This window comes from Fructobacillus tropaeoli (assembly GCF_001047135.2).
Lineage (GTDB): Bacteria > Bacillota > Bacilli > Lactobacillales > Lactobacillaceae > Fructobacillus > Fructobacillus tropaeoli.
Window position 1 is genome coordinate 210,354 of record NZ_DF968079.1, and the last position, 19,980, is coordinate 230,333.

The window sequence follows — 19,980 nt, forward strand, 5'->3', positions numbered from 1 at the left end:
CTAGGTACCTCCAAAAATTTTGTTGTGAACAACGAAGAAAAAAATGGGCGAACCGAAGTTCACCCACTTTACCTGACTGTACAAAAAGTACAACGTGTATCTGCCTAGCAACAGCAATCGTCACGAGGCGAGAAGCGGGTGCTCCTACTTGTTCAACACCCAATACTATACGCACTTTTCATCTTGAAGTCAAGACTTTTTTGATTTTTATTGAAAACTCAATCGCGTTGGCTATCCTCTACTGCCAAATTAGCCAATAACCGACCGCCAAAGTGATAAACAACTAAAATAGCAAATTGAGCACCAGCAAAGAGCAGGACAAAGGCGACCATGTGTGCCGAGACAGCATCTTGCGTATTAGCCAACACAAACTTAAAGTTTGTGAAGACATCCCAAGAGTTTAACCGCAAGAAACGACCCAAATAAATACCAATCGACGAAACCAGTGAAACAATGGCCAAAAGCACCAAGACAGTTAACCCGCCTCTTTTAATAAAGAACTTTTGAATCAATAACTCCAATGAAAGAATACCTAGATAAACACCAATAAAAATTCCTGCCGATAGAACAGAATAATTAAAGTACTGATAACGGACGTCCAAAGAATCACTAATATATTGCAGATGGATAAAGTCCGTAATCATGTACATGGTATTTGGGAAAAACAGCAACCAGAGGAAGGAAAAGAATGCTTGTAGAAGCTTCGATTTAAAAATTAGCACCAACAAGGCAAAGTCCAATGGCAACAAAGCCAAAAAGACGTTCCACATTAAGAAGTCAAAATGGGTTGGTGTCACTAAGACGAACAAAATAAAGGCCAAAACGACCAGGTGAACAACTAGCATATTCATTACATTTCGTTTCGTCATCGCGTTTTTGTACCCCATTACATTCGTTTAACTCTCCCTTTTATTTCAAAGGGAAGAGATAATTTAATATCATCTATTTTAACAGAACTAAGCCCGTTCGTTAAGCCTTTTTAGCCGTTTATTTCAAAGATTTTACAAGGAAAAAGATTCCACCGGTTGACATTCCCTCATAAATTCGATAAACTTAACAGGTTGATAAATTGAACCGAAAGGAGGTGCCAGCATGGCTACCCCATCAAACAAGAATTCTAAGTCTCACAAGCGTAACCGCCGCGGACACATCGGTTTGAATGTGCCAAACATTGTTTTGGACAAGACTACTGGTGAATACCGCGTTGCTCATCGCGTCTCTCCATCAGGGATGTACAACGGTAAGCAAGTGACCGAAAATAAGTAAGTTTTAAAAAACCTCACTCTGTGTAGTGAGGTTTTTTTGTGACCAAATCAGTGCCCAATCACCCGCTTTCATCACTTTTTCAATGCTGATTTCCGTTATAATAGAATTGATACCCCTTTGAAGGAGGAAAGACAATGCCCCTTGATGGCCTCTTTGTCCATTCGTTGGCCAAAGAATTAAATGAACAACTCGCTGGTGGTCGTATTACGAAAATTCACCAGCCCTACCCGAACGAAATCGTGATGGTCGTTCGCAATAATAGTCAGAACTATCCGGTCCTGCTTTCGGCTAACCCGGCCTATGCCAGAGCCCAAGTGACTCGAATTCCCTACCAGAATCCCGCCACACCGCCTAATTTTGCGATGTTCTTGCGTCGTAACCTGGAAGGCGCTCGTTTAAGCTCGGTTTCACAAGTTGAAAATGACCGAATCCTTCACTTCTCGATTAGTACCCACGATGAACTGGGTGATGATCAAACGCTGATTTTAACGCTTGAGATGATGGGACGTCATTCAAACCTCTTCTTAGTCCGAGAAAAAGATCAGCGCATCTTGGAACTCATCAAACACGTCCCTGCCGATCAAAACCGTGTTCGGTCATTGATCCCTGGTGCAACCTATACATTGCCCCCTGCCCAAAATATGACCAATCCATTTGGCCACGATTTGACGGCTTTGGCTAAAATTTTATTGGATATGGATAAGGCTGATTGGCCAAAAGCCATTCAGCAGACCTACCAGGGATTTGCCAGCCTCTCGGCCAAGAATTTGGCAAAGCATTTGGAAACTGGGGCAGATGCCATGCAGACAGCTAAGGACTGGTTGGCTCATTTCGACTCGCCACAGCCGACCCTTTATCAAATAGACAAAAAGTTTACCTTTGCCGCTTTTGATTGGGATTCTGAACAAGCGGGCCAGCCTTATGACACAATCGGTGATTTATTGGATGCCTACTTCCAGGGCCAGGCCGAATCTGACCGTGTTAATCAACAGGCTGGGACCTTGGTTCGTCTTGTTAAAAATGAATTGAAGAAAAATCAAACCAAAGAAAAAAAGCTCCAACAAACCCTCACAGACTCGCAAAATGCCGAGACCTATAAGGTCAAGGGCGACCTACTGATTACCTATCCACACCTTGTTCATAAGGGCATGCATTCGGTTGAAATCGAAAATTACTATGACAATAACCAGTTGTTGACTATCGACCTCGATCCACGCTTTGACGGTTTACAAAATGCCAATCGCTACTTCCGTAAGTATCGTAAACTCCGTTCAGCCAAGGACTACGTCTTAGAGCAGCTGAAAACCACCGATGCGGAAATTGACTACTTTAATCAAATCGCTAGCCAATTGGCAGTGGCTTCGCCCAAGGACGTTGCTGACATCAAGGTCGAATTGATTGAACAAGGCTACCTCCGCGAAAAAGTCAAAATCAAGACCAAGGGTAAGCAGACAAAAAAGCCAAAGCATGTTCTGTCTGCTCCCGACCAATTTACGGCTAGTGATGGCACGTTGATTGAAATTGGCAAAAACAATCTCCAAAACGACAAATTATCCCTCAAAAAGGCTAACCGCCAAAACATCTGGATGCACGTCCAAAAATTACCTGGTTCCCACGTCATTGTCCATTCCGACAATCCCTCACAGGAAACCATCGAGGAAGCCGCTAAATTGGCAGCTTACTTCTCAAAGGCCCGCGATTCGGCCAATGTGCCCGTTGATTACTTACCAGCTGGAAAGTTGCGCAAACCAAATGGTGCCAAGCCTGGTTACGTTATTTTTGAAGGACAATCGACCACTTACGTCACACCCGACCCACTTTTAGTGCAAAAGTTGAAACATTCGTGATATAATAGACTTATTCTGAATCATGTGAGGAGTAAGTAATATGCATTTCGTCAAAGAATTCAAGGCTTTCATTAATCGTGGTAACATGATTGACCTAGCAATTGGGGTCATCATTGGTGGTGCTTTCTCTGGTTTAGTCAAATCATTGACCACAAACCTGATTAACCCCTTGGTTGGCTTTTTCACCGGTGGCGGTAACGACTTAGACAGTTTGAAGTGGGTCCCTTACAAGCACCTGACATTCAAATATGGTGCCTTCTTGAATGATGTCATCAATTTCTTGATTACGGCTTTTGTTGTCTTTCTTCTGATTAAAATCATTAGTAAGTACATTATTAAGCCAAAGCAAAAAGCTGCACCGGCTCCGAGTGATGAATTGCTCGTGCTACAAGATATCAAAAAGATTTTGGCTGACCAACAGAAAACAACCAGCACCCAAACTGCAACAACAGCAGATGCAACTGACTCACAATCCCAGTCTGCCAGCGATAAATAAAGTAATATAAAAAGCCTGTCTTTTAAAGACAGGCTTTTTATATGGCCAGTTAACGAATCGCCTTTAAGGCATCATCAATTTGACCCAGGATGATTTCCTGATTTTTTGGATCTTCCAAATCGTATTTTTGCAAATCCACTTTAATCTTTGGTGATTGGTCATATGAATCGAACCATCCCTGGTAGGCTTCCCACATCTTGCGATAATAAGCCTTCAACTCATCATTGCCATCAAATTGTTCATAATCCCGGCCACGCTTCTTAATGCGGGCCAAAATCGTATCAAAATCAGCATCGGCATAGACCATCAAATCAGGCGCCTTTTTTGGCAAGGCGTGCAATTCATCCATCATCCGCGTCAACAAGTTATGATAGACATCCATTTCCATATCGGAGATATTACCATCCTTATGGTTTTCCTCTGTAAAGAGTTCATCTTCATAAATTGACCGATCCAAGACATTGTTATCGTCAGCCAAGGCCTTTTTAATCATCTCAAAACGACGGTTTAAAAAGAAAATTTGGAGCAAGAAACCATACTGTTTTGGATCCTTGTAGTACAGTGGCAAAACCGGATTATCCCCCACTGGTTCAAAAAAGGCCTGCGTTTCAAAATGGTCTGCAATCAAACCAGTCAACGTTGTTTTCCCAACACCAATCATTCCTGCTGTAATAATCACCATACATGCTCCTCTGTTTTGTGGCCAAAGCCTTCTTTCCTCACTGGAAAGAATACCTCAGCTTGCGCTCTTGTGACAAACGGTTGCTTACACCGCATTCAATCCGTTCTTTATGCTGAAACTAGCAGGGCTAAAGCCTTTGAAATCAGCTCCTCTGTCTTCCCCTTTTCGCCAGCCAAGGCCTTCTTCACCTTTTTAATATCCTTTTGGGCATAACCCAAGGCTTCCAAAGCCGCCATCGCATCGGCAAGGTTCTGGCTATCGCCGGCAACCAAGCGATTAGAATCAGACAAGTCTAGACCTAAGCTAAGCTCTTGTCCTTGAGCCAAATTAGCAAAGTCCGCCATCTTGCCCTTCAAATCCAGGATAATCTGCTGAGCTGTCTTCTTCCCAACACCTGGGAACTGAGTCAAATAACCGACTTCATCCTGGTCAATGGCCGCCACCAAGGAAGCTGGGTCTGCACCAGCCAGGATTGCCAAGGCTGATTTGGGCCCAATGCCTGAAACATTTAATAACTTGTTGAACAGTCCCTTTTCAGTCATCGAAGCAAAACCATAAAGGGTTAACTCCGTTTCGCGAACAATTTGTTCCACGAAAACTTGGGCTTCCTGGTCAACGGTGTAGTGATAGGGATTGGCCGGAAAAATCTTGTAGCCAATCCCATCCTTACTTTCTAAGACGATATAGCCTGGCCAGACCTGGGTAATCACACCCCGCAAGTATTCATACATAATAACTCCTGGATATCTATTTTACCGTAAAGCAGATTACGGAACTAAGTTAATTTTTTGCTTTTTCGTATCGAAATAGCCAACTTCGTCATTGCTAGCATCCGCCCAAGATTCAAACTTCATGAACTTGGCATTCGTGATGATGCGCTTCGTAGTATCAGGGAAGAGACAGGTAATAATCGTAATTTTTGCCTTATCGTCATCACGGTCATCCGGATTCAAAACGGAACCATCGTTTTCATCAACACCAACCTGACCGGTAATCTGATAAGTAAAGACCCCATCACCATTAGCCAGATAGATTGATTGACCATTTAACCAGCTTGAGCTCCCTGCTTGACCATTTTCGTAATAAGGTGCATTCTGATTAAGCTTCTGTTGCAGAGCGGAAAAAGCCGTATAACCATTATCCCAATTATGAGCAGCCAACGTATAGTTTCCCTGTCCCATTGTTGGTACAGGCGTACCTTTTTGCGCCGTATTAGCCCCAACATTCAAGGCAACGGCTGAATAGGCATTATCGTAAATCGGTAGTAAAATCGATAGTTTTGGAATAGCCACAAAGCCTTGCTTTGTTAACCCTTTAGCACTTTGATCTTGAGCACTAATTTTGCTGGCAATCTGTTGTCGATCATTTTGGCTATAAATCTTTGTTTGACCAAACAATTGCTTTGGAACCGTTTTTACTGGACTTAATGCAGGCTGTGATTCAGCCCAGCTGTAACCCAAAAAAGCGATAATACCAATAATTATTAACCAAAGCAGGCGTCGAACCCACTTTCTCATGCGGTCAGTCATTTGGCTTTCTCCTCCTGACAGTTTTTCATTGTCTCATGATGCTGATTTTTTCTGTAGGATAAATCAGCATTAAAACGTTTGACTTAATGCCACTATTATAGCATAAAAACAGATTGGTCTAGTCGCCCCCGTTTGACCTAACGAACATGGTTTTTAGCACTAAAAAAGCAATCATTCGATTGCTTTTAAATGTTTATAAATAAATGGTAACAGGTTTTACACCAATAGCTCAGCTAGACTCGATAACTGATTTTTTCTTTGCTTACAGGATGTCAGCCAAAATCGTCTTCAAGACCCCGTCATTGTTGGAATCAGCAACTGCTTCCTCAAATCCATAGGTAAAGAGTTCAGGATCGGCATTCGGCATCACGAAGGGATGACCAACCAATTGCAGCATCTCCAAATCATTCAGGCCGTCACCAAAGGCAGCCATCTCCTCTGGCAGAATCCCTAACTGATCACCTAAATCCTTTAAGGCGACACCCTTGTTAACAGCTGGGTTGACCAAGTCAACGGCACCATAACCCGAAGTTGTGACGTGGATTGGTAGTTGACGGTTATTGACCGCTTCCATGAAGGGACGCTCAAAGTCTGGTAGATCGACCGTCATCTTCAAAATCGGTTCGTTAATCTCGCTTAAACTGTCAACAATTCTCAAATCCTTGAAATATTGTTGCGCCTTGCGATTACCATACCCCAATGCAGCCATCTCTTTCAGCATAAATGCCTGAGTGACCCCAGTGAAGACTAGGCCCATTGAGACTCTGTCGCGATTAGCTAAAACAGTTTCCACAATCGGCTGAAAAGCGGCCGTCTCAATTGGGTAAGTCTTCATGATTTCACCCTGTTCAACGACTTCAGCACCGTTGTTAGCAATCAACGTAAAGTCTTGGTTGGCTCCGGCAAAGTATTTGGCCACCTTATCTGGATGATTACCAGTCGCAACCACAAAGGTTACATTCTTTTTCTTGGCTAAATCGACCATTACCTGGTAAGCCTGGCGGTCAAAACTTTTGTCCGCTCGTAAAAAGGTGGCGTCTAAATCAGTTGCAATTAGTTTAATCGTCATCATTTTCCTATCTGTAGCTACGTTCAAAAACTGGGATATGTCGCCCCTTTTCTACCATAGGCAATGACTGCCGCCGGTCACCTGCTATCGTTTCACTAACAACAGGCAATAATTATTTTTTGCCACGCTTCTTCTTTAACTTCTTCATCTTCCGGGCTGCTTGCTTCATGGCAAAATTTTGTACCTTTTGGCCAAAGTTACCACTTGGCATACCACCGCCCATGCCGCCCATCATTTGGGACATATCCATTCCGGTTTGTCCCATCATGGATTCCATACCGGAGAAGTTTCCGTTTGAGGCTTGGTTCATCATCTTGCGCATCTGATCGAATTGCTTAATCATCTTGTTGACTTCGACAATTGGCCGCCCAGCACCGGCTGCCAAACGACGGCGGCGAGATGGGTTCAACAAATCGGGATCCTCTCGCTCGGCCTTCGTCATCGATGAGATAATCGCTTCCATATGGGCAAACTGCTTGTCATCAATTTGCAGGTTCGCCAATGCGGGATTACCGGCCATTCCAGGAATCATCTTCAGCAAATCTTCCATTGGTCCCATGTTTTGGACCTGGTGCAGTTGGTCGATAAAGTCGTTGAAGTCAAAGGTGTTCAGGCGCATCTTTTCGAGCTGCTCTGCCTGCTTCTTTTCGTCAACTTCTTGCTGAGCCTTTTCGATAAAGGTCAGCATATCCCCCATGCCCAAGATTCGTGAAGCCATTCGGTCTGGATAGAAAACGTCCAAATCAGTTGGCTTTTCACCTTGACCAACGAACTTAATTGGCTTACCCGTGACGTCACGGATTGATAGGGCAGCTCCACCACGGGTGTCACCATCCAACTTGGTCAAAACGACACCAGTCAAGTTCAACTCGTTGGCAAAACCTTGCGCTGTTTCCGTAGCGTTCTGTCCGGTCATCGCATCGACCGTCAAGAGGACTTCATCCGGTTGAGCAATCGTTTCGATGTCCTTCAATTCGGCCATCAATTCGGCATCGATTTGCAAACGACCCGCCGTATCAATCAAGACGTAATCGTTCTTATTTTCCTTGGCCTGAGCCAACCCAGCCTTCACGATTTCGCGTGGATCAACGTCCGTCCCCTGTGAAAAGACCGGAACATCCAAATCTTTTCCCAAGATTTCCAACTGATCAATGGCGGCCGGACGATAAACATCGGCCGCAATCAAAAGTGGACGGGCGTTATTTTCACGCTTCAACTTATAAGCTAATTTGGCAATGGTGGTCGTCTTACCAGCCCCTTGCAAACCGGCCATCATAATGATTGTCGGAATCTTTTCTGATTTGTTGAGCGGAACAGCTTCGTCCCCCATCAAGGCCGTTAATTCATCATTAACAATCTTGATGACCTGTTGGGCTCCGTTCAAACCTTCCAAAATTTCTTGGCCCTTCGCCTTTTGGCGAATTTGGTCGATGAACTTCTTCACTGTTGAGTAAGAAACATCGGCCTCCAGTAAGGCTAAGCGGATCTCACGAAGAGAGGCCTGCAGGTCTTCTTCTCTAATCTTGCCCTGACCAGTTAGGTTTTTCAACGTCTTGGAGAGGCGCTGTGTCAAGTTTTCAAAAGCCATGATTGCTTGGCCGGGCCACTTTGGCACCGGCTTCCCCCTTAATTAATTTCTTGGTTGACCAGTTGGTCTAAAATTTGCTTTAGGTGTTGATCGTTTTGGTAATGCTCGGCAACGTAGTCCAGCAGATCCTGTTCCTGCGCCTGACGGTGGACTGAATCCTTGTAGAGGCCCAAAACAGCCTCGTAATGTTCCAAAGAGTCAACGCCACGCTTCAAGTTATCCGAAACGGCTTGCCGGCTAACAACTTCGGCCTCGGCGATTTCAATGATGGAGTAATCATCCTCAAAGTACGCCCGCAAGTAGTTTTGTTGCTTAACCGTCAGCAACGGTCCGTAAAACGGTAATAGTGCGTTCACTTGATTTTTTTTGTCTAAATCCATCGCTTAGACCAAGTCCTTAAACATGCCATAAACAAAGTCTTCGGCCGAAAAGACGCGTAAATCAGTGGCCTTCTCGCCAAAGCCAATCCATTTGACTGGCAAATGAAGGCTGTCACGGATGGCAAAGACGATGCCACCCTTGGCAGTCCCATCCATCTTGGTTAAGACGATGCCAGTCACATCAGAAGAGTCCTGGAACAACTTGGCTTGCTGCAAGGCATTCTGCCCAGTCGTCGCATCCAAGACCAGCAAAACTTCTTGTGGTGCATCAGGCAAAACCTTCTTTACCACCCGGTTAATCTTTGATAATTCCTGCATCAAGTTGACATTATTTTGCAAACGACCGGCCGTATCAACGAACAAGACGTCATAGTGCTCTTCTTTAGCTCGTTCAACCGCCGTATAAACAACAGACGCTGGGTCAGCCTTTTCAGGGCCAGCCACAACTGGCACATCAGCCCGGTTACCCCATTCCTGCAGTTGCTTTACCGCACCGGCACGGAAGGTATCCGCTGCCGCCAAAAGGACCTTCTTACCCTCTTTTTTGTAAGTTGAAGCTAATTTTCCAACAGTTGTTGTCTTGCCGACACCGTTCACCCCAACAAAGAGAATCACGGTTGGTTGACCGGCTGGCGCAAAATGCATGGATTGGTCTTCGTTTTGACCTTGAGCCTCATACTGTGCCACCATTTGTTCAATAATCAAAGAACGGATTTGGTCCTTATCTTTGATGTTTTGAACCTTAACAGCCTCATGCACTTGGTTGGAAATTTGGATGGCCAAATCGAAGCCTAAATCAGCCCCAATCAAGGTATCCTCTAATTCTTCAAAGAAGTTTTCATCAACCGAGCGGAAGTTAGCCAAAAAGCGGTTAAACCGTTCGGCAAAGCCGTTCCGTGACTGCTTCAAGCCACGATCATAAACCTCTTGATTGGATTGCTCGTCTTGGTGTTGGTCTTCATTCTGGTCTTGCTTTTGACCCTGGTCCTGATTGTGGCCAGTAGCAACAGCTTGGTCTCCGTCATTATCTTCTGCAACCACTTCAGCTGACTCTGGTTCAGCTTCGTCGTTATCAGCTGTGGCTGATTCGCTGGCTTCAGTTGCGGTTGATCCAGTGGTGCCCTCAGCTGTGCCTTTTTTAGCAGGCTGGTTTTGTTGGTCCGTTGCCGCCACGTTTGCACTCTTCTCAGCCGGCTGATTTTGGTCAGCATCAGTTACCTGTTTCTCTGATTCGCTTGGTGCTGACTCAGGCGTTGTCTGCTGATCAACTTCGGCTGACTGATTTTCCTGATCAACCTTTTTTTTCTTAAAAATATCAAAAAGTCCCATAGACTACTCTCCTATGTGATTAAGCGAGTTGTTGGTGTGCCTCTTCCAGGTTAACCGCAACCATCTTTGACACCCCTGCTTCTTGCATTGTAACACCATACAGAATTTTAGCGGCAACCATCGTTCCCTTTCGGTGCGTAATGGTGATGAATTGGGTATCGCCGGCAAAGTTTTTCAAATAGGCCGCAAAGCGATCGACGTTTGCCTCGTCCAAGGCCGCCTCGGCTTCATCCAAAACGGCAAACGGTACCGGGCGAACCTGTAAAATCGCGAACAGCAACGAAATGGCGGTCAAAGCTTTTTCGCCACCGGACAGCAACGACATTTGCTGGAATTTCTTACCAGGCGGCTGCGCCTTGATGTCGATTCCGGTTGTTAATAGGTGCTCTGGATCGGTCAACTCGATTTGAGCCTGACCACCCGCAAACATCTTCGTAAAGACATCTGAGAAATTAGCCGCAATGGCATCAAAGGTTTCCTTAAAGCGAATCTGAACCTCTTGGTCCATCTCATCGATGGTATCCTGCAAGGTTTGCTTGGCCGCTTTCAGGTCTTCTGCTTGGTTCGTCAAGAAGTCGTGGCGGTCTTTAATTTCATCGTACTCCTGGATGGCAGCGATGTTCACGGGTCCCAACGCATCGATGGCCTTCTTTGTTTCGGCCAAAGTTTGGTCAATTTCTTGGTCAGACAAATCAGAAGCAACCACATCGTCCTCTGATTCTACAGTCAAGCCATAAGTCTGCCGCAACGTTGCAATTTGCTTGGCTAAGCGTTCTTGGCTACTTTGCAAACGATGGTTAGCGGCTGATTGATCAACAACCTCGTTATTCAACTCTTCTTGGGCCAAGGCGAGCTTTTCTTCCTCTTCCTTAACCGTCGTTGATAACTTGGTCCATTGTTCGGCCAGTGAATCAGCCTTTTCCTGGGCCTGTGTTAAGGCGGTCGACAAATCCGTCACCGCCTGGCTCAGTTCTTCAGCGCTCTTCGTCTGGTCGAGGCTTTCCTGCATCTGCCCCGCCTGCTCCTGCAATGACAACAAGTGCTCTTGCACCTTTGTCAAGGCTTCGGTCAAGCGGTTCTGATTTTCTTCCTGAGCAGCACGCTGGGCGGAAACCTTGGCGAGTTCTGCTTGGAATTCGGCTTTTTGGTCCTGATAAGCCTGTTGGTCCTTGGTTAACTGGTCCAACTCGGCGGTCAAATCAGCAGTTTGTCCCTCGATTTGCCCCTTCTTATCCTCGTTTTCAGTCAAGGCCGCTTGGGCCGTTGTCTGCTCCTGCTCAGCATCCTCTTTGGCAACCTGCAAATCTGCCAGGTCCAAAGATAACGTTTGAACACTGGTTTGATGGCGGTCGACGGTATCCTTTAAGCCAGCCAATTCATAATCAACCTGCTGTCCCTGAGCAACAAAATCGCGACTTTTTTGCATCAAGTCCGCCAACTTTTCCTGCCAAGTGTTAACCTGATTTTGACTTTGGTTACGCTTTTCAGCCAGGTCATCAACCAGTGCCTGTTGCTTAACCAGCGCTGCTTCTTTTTCCTTCAAATCAGCTCGCCGTGACAGAACGGATGGACCCTGACGGAAGTTGGCACCACCGGTAATCGAACCACCGGCATTGACCAGCTGACCGTCTAATGAAACGACCCGCAAACGATTTTGACAAGCCCGAGCGACTCGAGTTGCCGCATCCAAATTTTCAACAACTAGCGTTGTTCCCAATAGCGAAGACAGAATATTTTCCATCCCAGCTGGCACGGAAACTAAGTCGGCAGCTAAGCCAATATAACCATTTTCACGGCTAGCGGCAGCAACATCGCGCGCCTGACGAGGGCGAATCGTATCAATTGGCAAAAGGGTTACCCGACCCTTTTTGTTCTTAGTCAAGTAGGCAACAATTGACTTAGCTGTTTGAGTTGAGTCCACTACAATTTGCTGTAAGGCCCCACCCAAAACGGTTTCAATTGCCTTAGTATAGGATTTTGGCACCGTTAACAATTCGGCAACGACACCCTTAATACCTGGAAAGTTTCGTCGCACAGCCGGTACCATCAGGTTCTTAACGCCCTGATAAAAACCAGCATAATCATCCAAGGAAGCTTCCGCCTGATAACGTGACCGCTGCTGGTCGAGAGCATAGGCCGCCTCTTGCCAACTTTTTTGTTGGTCCTGAGCCGTTGTCTTAGCGTCTGCTAAGGCATCCTCTGCTTGCGCCACCTGAGCCTCGAAAGGATTTTCGCCAGTCGTTTGGTCCGGATGTTCTTTTTGATAGGCTGCCAAGGCACTTTCTGCAGCATCCAAGTCGCCCTGGGCCTTCGTCATCGCCGTCTTTTTCAAAGCTAACTGGGCTTCAGTTTGAGCCAAAGCCTTCTCTTGATAAGTCAGCTTATTATGTAAGGAAGCAATTTCCTGCATTGTTGCCACATAAGCATTGCGATTTTCGGCCAATTCGTTTTGAACTGCGTCGATTTTCGTCGCTCCGTGGTCCTGGTCGATTTGTTTGATGGTCTGTTTTAATGACCGTTCTTGGTCAACTAAGGCCGTTAATTGGCCCTGCACCTGCGTTAAATCAGCCTGGGTTTCTTCGACTTGAGCCTGATCGTCTTTTTGTTGCTCGGCTAAATGAGCCAAATCGCGGACCAGAGTGGCCTGCTCTTGTGAGGCCAGCTTCTGATTTCCGATTAACCGTTCTTTTTCCTGCGCCTTGGCAACAATCTCTGCCTGTAAGGCGTCACGGTCGTGTTGGATTGCCTCTAATTGGCTACGGGTTTGACTAAGGCCATCTTGAATCGAACTTACCTGGGCTTGCTGCTTTGCAACTGCTTCCTTGGTTTTGCCGGCCTCCTGGCTTTGATCAGCGACTTGTCCTTGTAACGACAAAATCGACCGGGTCAATCGCACCTGGTCTAATTTTTCAAAGCTTTCGCGTTTAGCTAAGTAATCCTTGGCCTTTAAAGCCTGGTCAGCCAAAGGGGTCAGTCGGCCTTCCACTTCGGCAATAATATCATCAACACGGTCCAAGTTATCTTCCGTGGCAGCCAAGTCCTTTTCGGCCTTGTCCTTGTTTTGCTTATACTTGTAAACACCGGCAACTTCTTCAATAATGCCCCGTCGTTCTTCTGGCTTCGCCGAAAAAATCTTCTCGACCTGGCCCTGGGAGATAATTGAAAAACCATCCCGACCAAGGCCTGTATCCATAAAGAGTTCATGGATGTCCTTGAGTCGGCATTCCGTCCCGTTTAATTGGTACGAAGATTCCCCAGTCCGATACAGCCGTCTTGTAATTCGAATTTCGGTAAAATCAGAAGCAATATAATGGTCAGCATTGTCAAAGGTAATCGAAACTTCCGCCCGGTTTAAGGGCTTCCGGTTTTTTGTGCCACCAAAAATAACATCGGCCATTTTATTGCCTCGCAAATCTTTAGCCGACTGTTCCCCCATCACCCAGCGGATGGCTTCAATAATATTTGATTTTCCAGAACCATTTGGACCAACAATCCCAGTCATTCCCTGCTGGAAGTCAATCACGGTTTTATTGGCAAAAGACTTAAAGCCAATAATTTCCAGTGTCTTTAATTTCATGGGCGTTTTGTGTACTCTTGTGTGTTATTTGGCAGTTAAATCTTGATAGGCCTTTTGTGCGGCCGCCTTTTCCGCATCCTTGATGGACTGACCTGACCCATGGGCCAAAGTCTTGCCATCAACCGCAACAAAGACTTCAAAAACCTGACTGTTGTCTTCGTTACGAATTTCATTCTCAATTTGATAAGTAATATCAACAGATCCCTGAGCCTGCAACTTTTCTTGCAAGCGGGACTTAAAGTCAATAAATTGGTCAAAGAAGTTTTCATCGATGGCCGCAAAGACCGTTTGGTTCAACAATGAAACCACGGCAGCCTGGCCCTGATCTAAGAACAATGCCCCGATAAAGGCTTCCCAGATATCCTCCAAAAGTGAAGGACGTGACCGGGCACCGTTCATTTCCTCACCCTTCCCCAAACGAATGGCTTCATTCAGGTGGATGACTTGGGCGAAGTGAGCAAAGGACTTTGTTTGAACCATGGTGATTCGCATTTCAGTCAATTGGCCTTCATCCCAATCAGGATAGCGCTTAAAGAGGTATTCCGTCACCGTTGCCTGCATGATGGCATCACCCAAAAACTCGAGCCGTTGGTAATCCCGGCCCTGTTCCTTAGGGTGTTCATTCAAGTAATTGCGTTGGGTCAAAGCCTCTTGCAAAAGGTTTAAGTTATTAAAACTAATTTGAAACTTTTCTCTTAAAAAGTTACTAAAGTCAGATGGTGACAAGGTGTTTTCCTTTCAAAATTCAGTTGTTTTTATTATAACAGATTTTTAGGTCGGCTTTTGTTGCAAAACAGGGCAAAAAAACCAAGGATCAGCACTTTGGCTTTCCTTGGTTTTTAACTTTTATTTTTCAGCTTCAACAACTTGAACAATTGAATCAACATATGCGCTGACCAACTCTTCAGTTTTGGCTTCCGCCATTACTCGCACAATTGATTCCGTCCCGGAAGGGCGAACCAGTACTCGACCATCACCGGCCATTTGCTTTTCAACCTGGTCAATCTTAGCCAACAGGGCTGGATTTTGCATCATTGCTTGCTTATCCGGCACCTTCACGTTCACTAATTTTTGTGGATATAACGTAACGTCAGCTGCTAGTTCAGACAGTGATTGTCCCGTTTCCTTCATCACAAAGAGCAGTTGCAAGGCCGTCAACAAGCCATCCCCAGTCTTGGCCCAGTCACGGAAAATAATATGACCGGACTGTTCACCACCAAGGTTGTCATCATCTTCAACCATCTTTTCCATGACATAGCGGTCACCGACCTGAGTCTGGACAGATTTGATTCCTTGAGCTTCCAACGCTTTATAGAAACCAATGTTAGACATCACAGTTGAGACCACAGTTTGGTGCTTCAAACGGCCTTGGTTGTTCATAAAGCGGGCAGTGATATACATAATCTTATCACCATCCACAATTTCACCGTTTTCATCAACAGCGATTAAACGGTCTCCGTCCCCATCAAAGGCCAAACCAGCTGAGAACTCCCCTTCTTTGACCATATCAATCAAAGCTTCTGGATGAGTAGAGCCAACCTGGTCGTTGATATTCAAGCCGTCTGGTTCTGTCCCCATTGTTTTGAAATCAGCTCCCAAATCTGCAAAAAGACGTGGTAGAAGGTCAAAGGTCGCCCCATTGGCTCCATCTAAGGCTAACTTAAAGCCAGATAAGTCGCCAGGGATAGTCTTCTGTAAGAAGGCCAAGTATTTCTGAGCACCCTCTTGGTAATGAGAAACAACACCCAACCCCTTAGCGCTTGGTCGCGGTAAGTCTTCATAGCCATCGCCGTCTAAGAGTGCTTCAATTTCGCTCTCAAGTTCATCTGAAAGCTTAAAACCGTCTTGGCCAAAGAACTTAATACCGTTATCGGCGGCTGGATTATGGGATGCCGTAATTTGAATGCCGGCATCCGCTTCCAAAGCTTCAACCAAGTAAGCAACGGCTGGCGTAGTAATGACGCCCAAATTCAACACGTCAACGCCCACAGAAAGCAAGCCGGCAATCAAAGCCTCTTGCAACATTTCAGAAGAAATTCGAGTATCTTGACCAACGATTACAACTGGGCGTCGATCAGGATTATCGTTGTGGCGAGTCAAAATTGCCCCACCAGCACGACCGAGTTTCAAGGCTAATTCAGGCTTTAAGCCTTCATTAGCAATGCCTCGGACCCCATCTGTTCCAAAGTATTTTAACTGCGATTCTGTCATTTTTTATTTATCTCCACTTATGGTTGGCCAATAATTTTAGCGCAAACAAATCAGACCTTATGACTTTGGACTAATCGTCACCTGAACGCTTTGATCCGACAGGCTATCAACGCCACTCGGTTTCGTCAGGCTCACGGTCTTGGTTACTTTGCTAGTAATATTGGACAGGTCCAGACTAACAGGCAAAGAATCAATGCTACTTAGTGTATCACTTGAGCCAGCAATTGTCACGGAACTCGGGCTGAAACTAATGTTAAAATTGTCCGTTGAACCGGCACTCGCCTGGCCTACTAAGCTCACTTTCTTAGTAGTTGACGACGACCCGCTCGTACTTGATTGTGAACTGCTACTACTGGCACTGGAACTGGAGCTTGAACTCGATCCAGAACTAGAAATCGTCATCGACACTTGGGCCGTTTGCTGCGATAAGGTTACCTGAACAGCATCGCCATTCTTATCGTAAGCCGTTAATTTAGTCGATTGTGTCACGTTAGATTTAGTACTCTTGTTTAAGGCCACATCGGCGCCAACATGATCAACAGCATCCACGTTTTCCTTTGGTCCAGTAATTGTCACTGTTTTTGGATCAACAGTTGTGTTGGTCACCTGGTAGCCAGAAGCAATCTTTGAATCATCATACTGAACTTGAACATCCTTCTTAGCGGAATCCTTTTCTGCCAAGGTGACTGTTACAGTCTGAGGACTGGCGGTCGCTGTCAACGATGAGCTAACACCAGTCAAAGCAACGTTAACAGTATGTTGTCCAACCCCTAAACCACGCAAATCAGCCACGGCTTGAATTTCATTATGACTTTGAGCCGCCGTTACTAAGGCTGATGAACCCTGAAGGGTCACACCAACAGAACTTGGCGCCCCAACAATGACATAATCTGAAGAATTAAATTGTACTGTCAAAGGTGACGTAATCGTTGCCTTTTTTTCGGGCAACAGCGATGTATATTGATTATTATTCGATCCCGAGTAGCTCGGCTTTGTTGACAAAACATAAGCGGTAATTAAGAGTGCCAACAAAAATGAAAAAGCCACGTTCACGATTTTTGATGAAGTCCACTTATTCATGATTTCTTCTCCCGGAACAATTGTCCCAGCAAGGATTTCTTGCTCTTCTTACCAACTGGCTCAATCCACTGCTTTTCAAAGAAGTTTAAGTAGGAGTCGCGATCCATATTCCGCAGCAAGTCTCCCCGCTGGGTAATGGAAATTTCACCAGTTTCTTCTGAAACAACCACCGTGACGGCATCTGTTGCTTCTGAAATTCCAACAGCTGCTCGGTGCCTAGTTCCCAATTCCTTTGGAATTCTCGTTGATTCCGATAGTGGCAGGTAGGCAGCAGCAACCGCTACCCGATCATTGTTAATGATGACCGCTCCATCATGCAAAGGCGTATTGGGAATAAAGATATTAATCAAGAGTTGCCCTGTCACCTTGGCATCGAGGGTAATCCCAGTCTTAATATACTCTTCTAGAGTATCTTTGCCATTAATCGTAATCAAAGCACCAATTCGGCGCTTTGACATATACTCCAAAGCCATATCCAAGCCCTTAATCAATTCGCGCGCCTGTTCATTATCAATGTGATGGCGACGAACCGTTAAGCGCCGACCCAAATTTTCAAGGCCACGTCTGATTTCTTGTTGGAAAATAACAACCAAAGCGATTGGTGCCCAGGTGATTAACTGATCCATTAACCAAGAAACGACAACCAGGCCGGTATACCAAGCGACGACCTTGATTAAGATAATGGCACCAACTCCAAAAAGGATTTGTAATGCACGGGTTCCTTCAACAAAGGTAATTACCTTATACAACAAGAACCAGATAATCAATACATCTAATAGGTGAACCAGGTTACTACTGGTCATGTATGCCCAAATTCCCATTTCTACTCCTCATTGCGGCCAACCAAAACTCTGGTTTCCGCATAGTTTATTACTTGTCTTAAATTGATACTCGTTTGCCGTGAGATCCGTTTTTGCTCATAGAGTTGCTGGGTGAAATCTCGTTCCGCATTTAGTGCCTTTAATTCAAGCTCTAATCGCATGCGATCGTCTTCTTCTTGTTGATCAAATGTCGAGACCGCCTTGGTCTTTTCAATTTGAAAACGGTAGATCACAATTAAATTATACGCTTCTTGCCGTAAAACGCGCTGCATCACGGTATCACCAACTTGTTTCTCCACATATGCTGAGATGGCCGCAATCGCAGCCTTTAGTAGTTCACGAGTGGCATGGTCGGCCTCTTCTTGCACCCGATCATTTTCTTCTTCAGCCAACCAGATTCGAACTTTAACGGCTAAACGACGCAATAGCCACTTTAAACGCTTGTTGGCAAAGAAATCACGGGTTGTTCCCAAATCGGCCTCAATCTGATCGAGTCGTCGATCCTGCAAGGAATAGGTAATGGGCGTAATTTCTTCATCAACTAGCAGTTGCTGAAGACGATTGCGCTCGGCCTTTAAAGCGACTTCCTGTAACTCCAGGTCCTTCTCGGCGGCAAAATCATGTTGGTCCTCATCCTCATGAAGCTTCCGTCGTAATTGGCGGACTTTTTTTTGCCGGCGAGTGATTAGTTCATGGACAATTCGCCGATTTTGATTATTTTGCACATCTCGTAGGGCCTGAATGCCAACTCGCATAATCCAAAGTCGTGCCTGATCTTCTGATAAATCAGCCCGGTGTTCCTCCGGCAAATCATCATCAACCTCCGTTGCGCCTTCCGGTTGAGTGAAATCGTGCTTCGTTGTCTGCTTCGTCACAACTGGTAGCATGACAGAAGCCACTACCAAAGAAAAGATGACCACTACCGCCGCAATAAAAATCATTAAATCACGGCCAATAAACAGCTCGCCTTTGTAGGTGACCACAGGAATAGTCAAAACTGCGGCCATCGTAACAGCACCTCGAACCCCTGTCAAACCCGATACAATGGCTGATTTCAAAGAAACTACTTTTGCCTTATGCCGCAACCTTTGGCCGATTTGAATAGCCAAAGCCCACAACACGCGTAAAGAAAAGATAATAAACCAGACTAGTAAGCCGTAAGCCAGTGCCTGTAAGTTGGAAATATTGGTATCTTCTAAGATGTTGTGCAAGGCATTTGGCAAGGTGACGCCAAGTAAGACAAAGATTAGGCCATTTAAGACGTAAACTAAGACCTCCCAAGCATGGACCGAAACAATCGTTGCTTCGGCCGATAAAAGGCCAACATGGCGGTCATTTAAGATTTTGGCAGTGATTCCACCCGTCACAACGGCAATCAAACCAGAAGCGTGCATGGGATACTCAGCTACCCAATAAATAATAAATGGTAGCAAAATTGTAATCACTGTATAGAAAACAACATCAGCTAAGCCAAAGCGTGAGACGGAATCCCGCAGCCAAATAATCAGCGCCCCAATAATAACGCCGGTCACAATCCCGGCCATGGTCATCCAAGCAAAGTTTAACAAAGCATCCGTTAATAAGAAAGTCCCGGCTACTACTGCTTTGATAGCCGTATTAAACGAAACCAAACCAGTCGCATCGTTGACCAGGCTCTCTCCTGTCACCACATGTAAAAGGTTTTCAGGGAGTTTAACCCGTTTGGCAATCGCTTGCACCGCGATTGGATCCGTTGGGGATAGCACAGCTGCCAATGCCAGCGAAGCAGCAATCGGTAATTCTGGAATCAAAAAATGAATCAACCAGCCACCCAAAATCGTCGTCACTAAGACGAGCCAAATGGCATTCATCAAAATTGGCACCCGCAATTTCCACAATTCCCTTTTTGGAAAGCGCCAGGCGTCGTTAAACAGAATCGGAGCCACAAAAAGCATCATAAACCAGTGGGAATCGACTTCGATATAGGTGCCACCAATCGTGGCCAATAAAAAGCCAATCACAATTTGAAACAGTGAAATCGGGACGGCTGGAACAAAGTGAGAGATGATGCTTGAGATGGCGACACCAATCACTAAGACAATCATTAACTCAATAATATCCATAGG

17 protein-coding genes and 1 other annotated feature are annotated in these 19,980 nt (G+C 45.5%); of the genes, 3 read left to right on the forward strand and 14 right to left on the reverse strand.

Annotated features, from left to right (window positions below; translation table 11 throughout):
• Positions 1–31: 31 nt before the first annotated feature.
• Positions 32–156 (reverse strand) — a sequence feature (ribosomal protein L20 leader region).
• Between the two features lie 62 nt (positions 157–218).
• Positions 219–887: a DUF1361 domain-containing protein gene (locus AOQ32_RS02780; RefSeq protein WP_239061154.1), complete on the reverse strand. Its 669-nt coding sequence runs from the start codon at positions 885–887 to the stop codon at positions 219–221.
• 205 nt (positions 888–1,092) lie between these two features.
• On the opposite strand from AOQ32_RS02780, the gene rpmF reads away from it, so the two are divergent.
• The 3 genes from rpmF (at position 1,093) to mscL (ending at position 3,609) form a co-directional block, all read left to right on the forward strand.
• The gene (rpmF, locus tag AOQ32_RS02785) at positions 1,093–1,266 is read left to right on the forward strand and encodes a 50S ribosomal protein L32 (protein WP_047974236.1); all 174 of its coding nucleotides are present in this window, start codon (positions 1,093–1,095) and stop codon (positions 1,264–1,266) included.
• A 134-nt stretch (positions 1,267–1,400) separates the two neighbouring features.
• Entirely contained in the window at positions 1,401–3,113 is a 1,713-nt protein-coding gene (locus AOQ32_RS02790) for an Rqc2 family fibronectin-binding protein (protein WP_059393494.1), read from the forward strand.
• Positions 3,114–3,153: 40 nt separating this feature from the next.
• Positions 3,154–3,609, forward strand: coding sequence for a large conductance mechanosensitive channel protein MscL (mscL, locus tag AOQ32_RS02795; RefSeq protein WP_059393495.1), 456 nt, complete (start codon positions 3,154–3,156; stop codon positions 3,607–3,609).
• A gap of 49 nt (positions 3,610–3,658) precedes the next feature.
• On the opposite strand, the gene AOQ32_RS02800 is transcribed toward mscL, so the two are convergent.
• The 13 genes from AOQ32_RS02800 to AOQ32_RS02860 all read right to left on the reverse strand — a co-directional run bounded on the left by AOQ32_RS02800 (position 3,659) and on the right by AOQ32_RS02860 (position 19,977).
• The gene (locus AOQ32_RS02800) at positions 3,659–4,291 is read right to left on the reverse strand and encodes a deoxynucleoside kinase (RefSeq protein WP_059393496.1); all 633 of its coding nucleotides are present in this window, start codon (positions 4,289–4,291) and stop codon (positions 3,659–3,661) included.
• A gap of 107 nt (positions 4,292–4,398) precedes the next feature.
• The gene (gene ruvA, locus AOQ32_RS02805; RefSeq protein WP_059393497.1) at positions 4,399–5,022 is read right to left on the reverse strand and encodes a Holliday junction branch migration protein RuvA; all 624 of its coding nucleotides are present in this window, start codon (positions 5,020–5,022) and stop codon (positions 4,399–4,401) included.
• Positions 5,023–5,058: 36 nt separating this feature from the next.
• Positions 5,059–5,820 (reverse strand): class A sortase, encoded by a 762-nt coding sequence (locus AOQ32_RS02810; protein WP_059393498.1) that lies wholly within the window; start codon positions 5,818–5,820, stop codon positions 5,059–5,061.
• A 262-nt stretch (positions 5,821–6,082) separates the two neighbouring features.
• Entirely contained in the window at positions 6,083–6,892 is an 810-nt protein-coding gene (locus AOQ32_RS02815) for an HAD-IIB family hydrolase (RefSeq protein ID WP_242976710.1), read from the reverse strand.
• 109 nt (positions 6,893–7,001) lie between these two features.
• A complete protein-coding gene (ffh, locus tag AOQ32_RS02820; protein WP_059393519.1) occupies positions 7,002–8,477 on the reverse strand; it encodes a signal recognition particle protein in 1,476 nt (491 codons plus the stop codon).
• Between the two features lie 38 nt (positions 8,478–8,515).
• On the reverse strand, positions 8,516–8,857 hold the full coding sequence (ylxM, locus tag AOQ32_RS02825) for a YlxM family DNA-binding protein (RefSeq protein ID WP_059393500.1): 342 nt from the start codon (positions 8,855–8,857) through the stop codon (positions 8,516–8,518).
• A 3-nt stretch (positions 8,858–8,860) separates the two neighbouring features.
• Positions 8,861–10,186, reverse strand: a complete 1,326-nt coding sequence (gene ftsY, locus AOQ32_RS02830) for a signal recognition particle-docking protein FtsY (protein ID WP_059393501.1) — start codon at positions 10,184–10,186, stop codon at positions 8,861–8,863.
• Positions 10,187–10,205: 19 nt separating this feature from the next.
• Positions 10,206–13,763: a chromosome segregation protein SMC gene (smc, locus tag AOQ32_RS02835; protein WP_059393502.1), complete on the reverse strand. Its 3,558-nt coding sequence runs from the start codon at positions 13,761–13,763 to the stop codon at positions 10,206–10,208.
• 24 nt (positions 13,764–13,787) lie between these two features.
• Positions 13,788–14,489, reverse strand: coding sequence for a ribonuclease III (gene rnc / locus AOQ32_RS02840; RefSeq protein WP_059393503.1), 702 nt, complete (start codon positions 14,487–14,489; stop codon positions 13,788–13,790).
• A 120-nt stretch (positions 14,490–14,609) separates the two neighbouring features.
• Positions 14,610–15,974, reverse strand: coding sequence for a phosphoglucosamine mutase (gene glmM, locus AOQ32_RS02845; RefSeq protein ID WP_059393504.1), 1,365 nt, complete (start codon positions 15,972–15,974; stop codon positions 14,610–14,612).
• A 57-nt stretch (positions 15,975–16,031) separates the two neighbouring features.
• A complete protein-coding gene (locus AOQ32_RS02850) occupies positions 16,032–17,054 on the reverse strand; it encodes a CdaR family protein (RefSeq protein WP_059393505.1) in 1,023 nt (340 codons plus the stop codon).
• Positions 17,051–17,875 carry a diadenylate cyclase CdaA gene (cdaA, locus tag AOQ32_RS02855; RefSeq protein ID WP_059393506.1) on the reverse strand — a complete coding sequence of 275 codons (825 nt, stop codon included), beginning with the start codon at positions 17,873–17,875 and terminating at the stop codon, positions 17,051–17,053. The genes AOQ32_RS02850 and cdaA overlap by 4 nt, the downstream gene beginning before the upstream one ends.
• 2 nt (positions 17,876–17,877) lie before the next feature.
• On the reverse strand, positions 17,878–19,977 hold the full coding sequence (locus tag AOQ32_RS02860; RefSeq protein ID WP_059393507.1) for a cation:proton antiporter: 2,100 nt from the start codon (positions 19,975–19,977) through the stop codon (positions 17,878–17,880).
• Between the last annotated feature and the right edge of the window lie 3 nt (positions 19,978–19,980).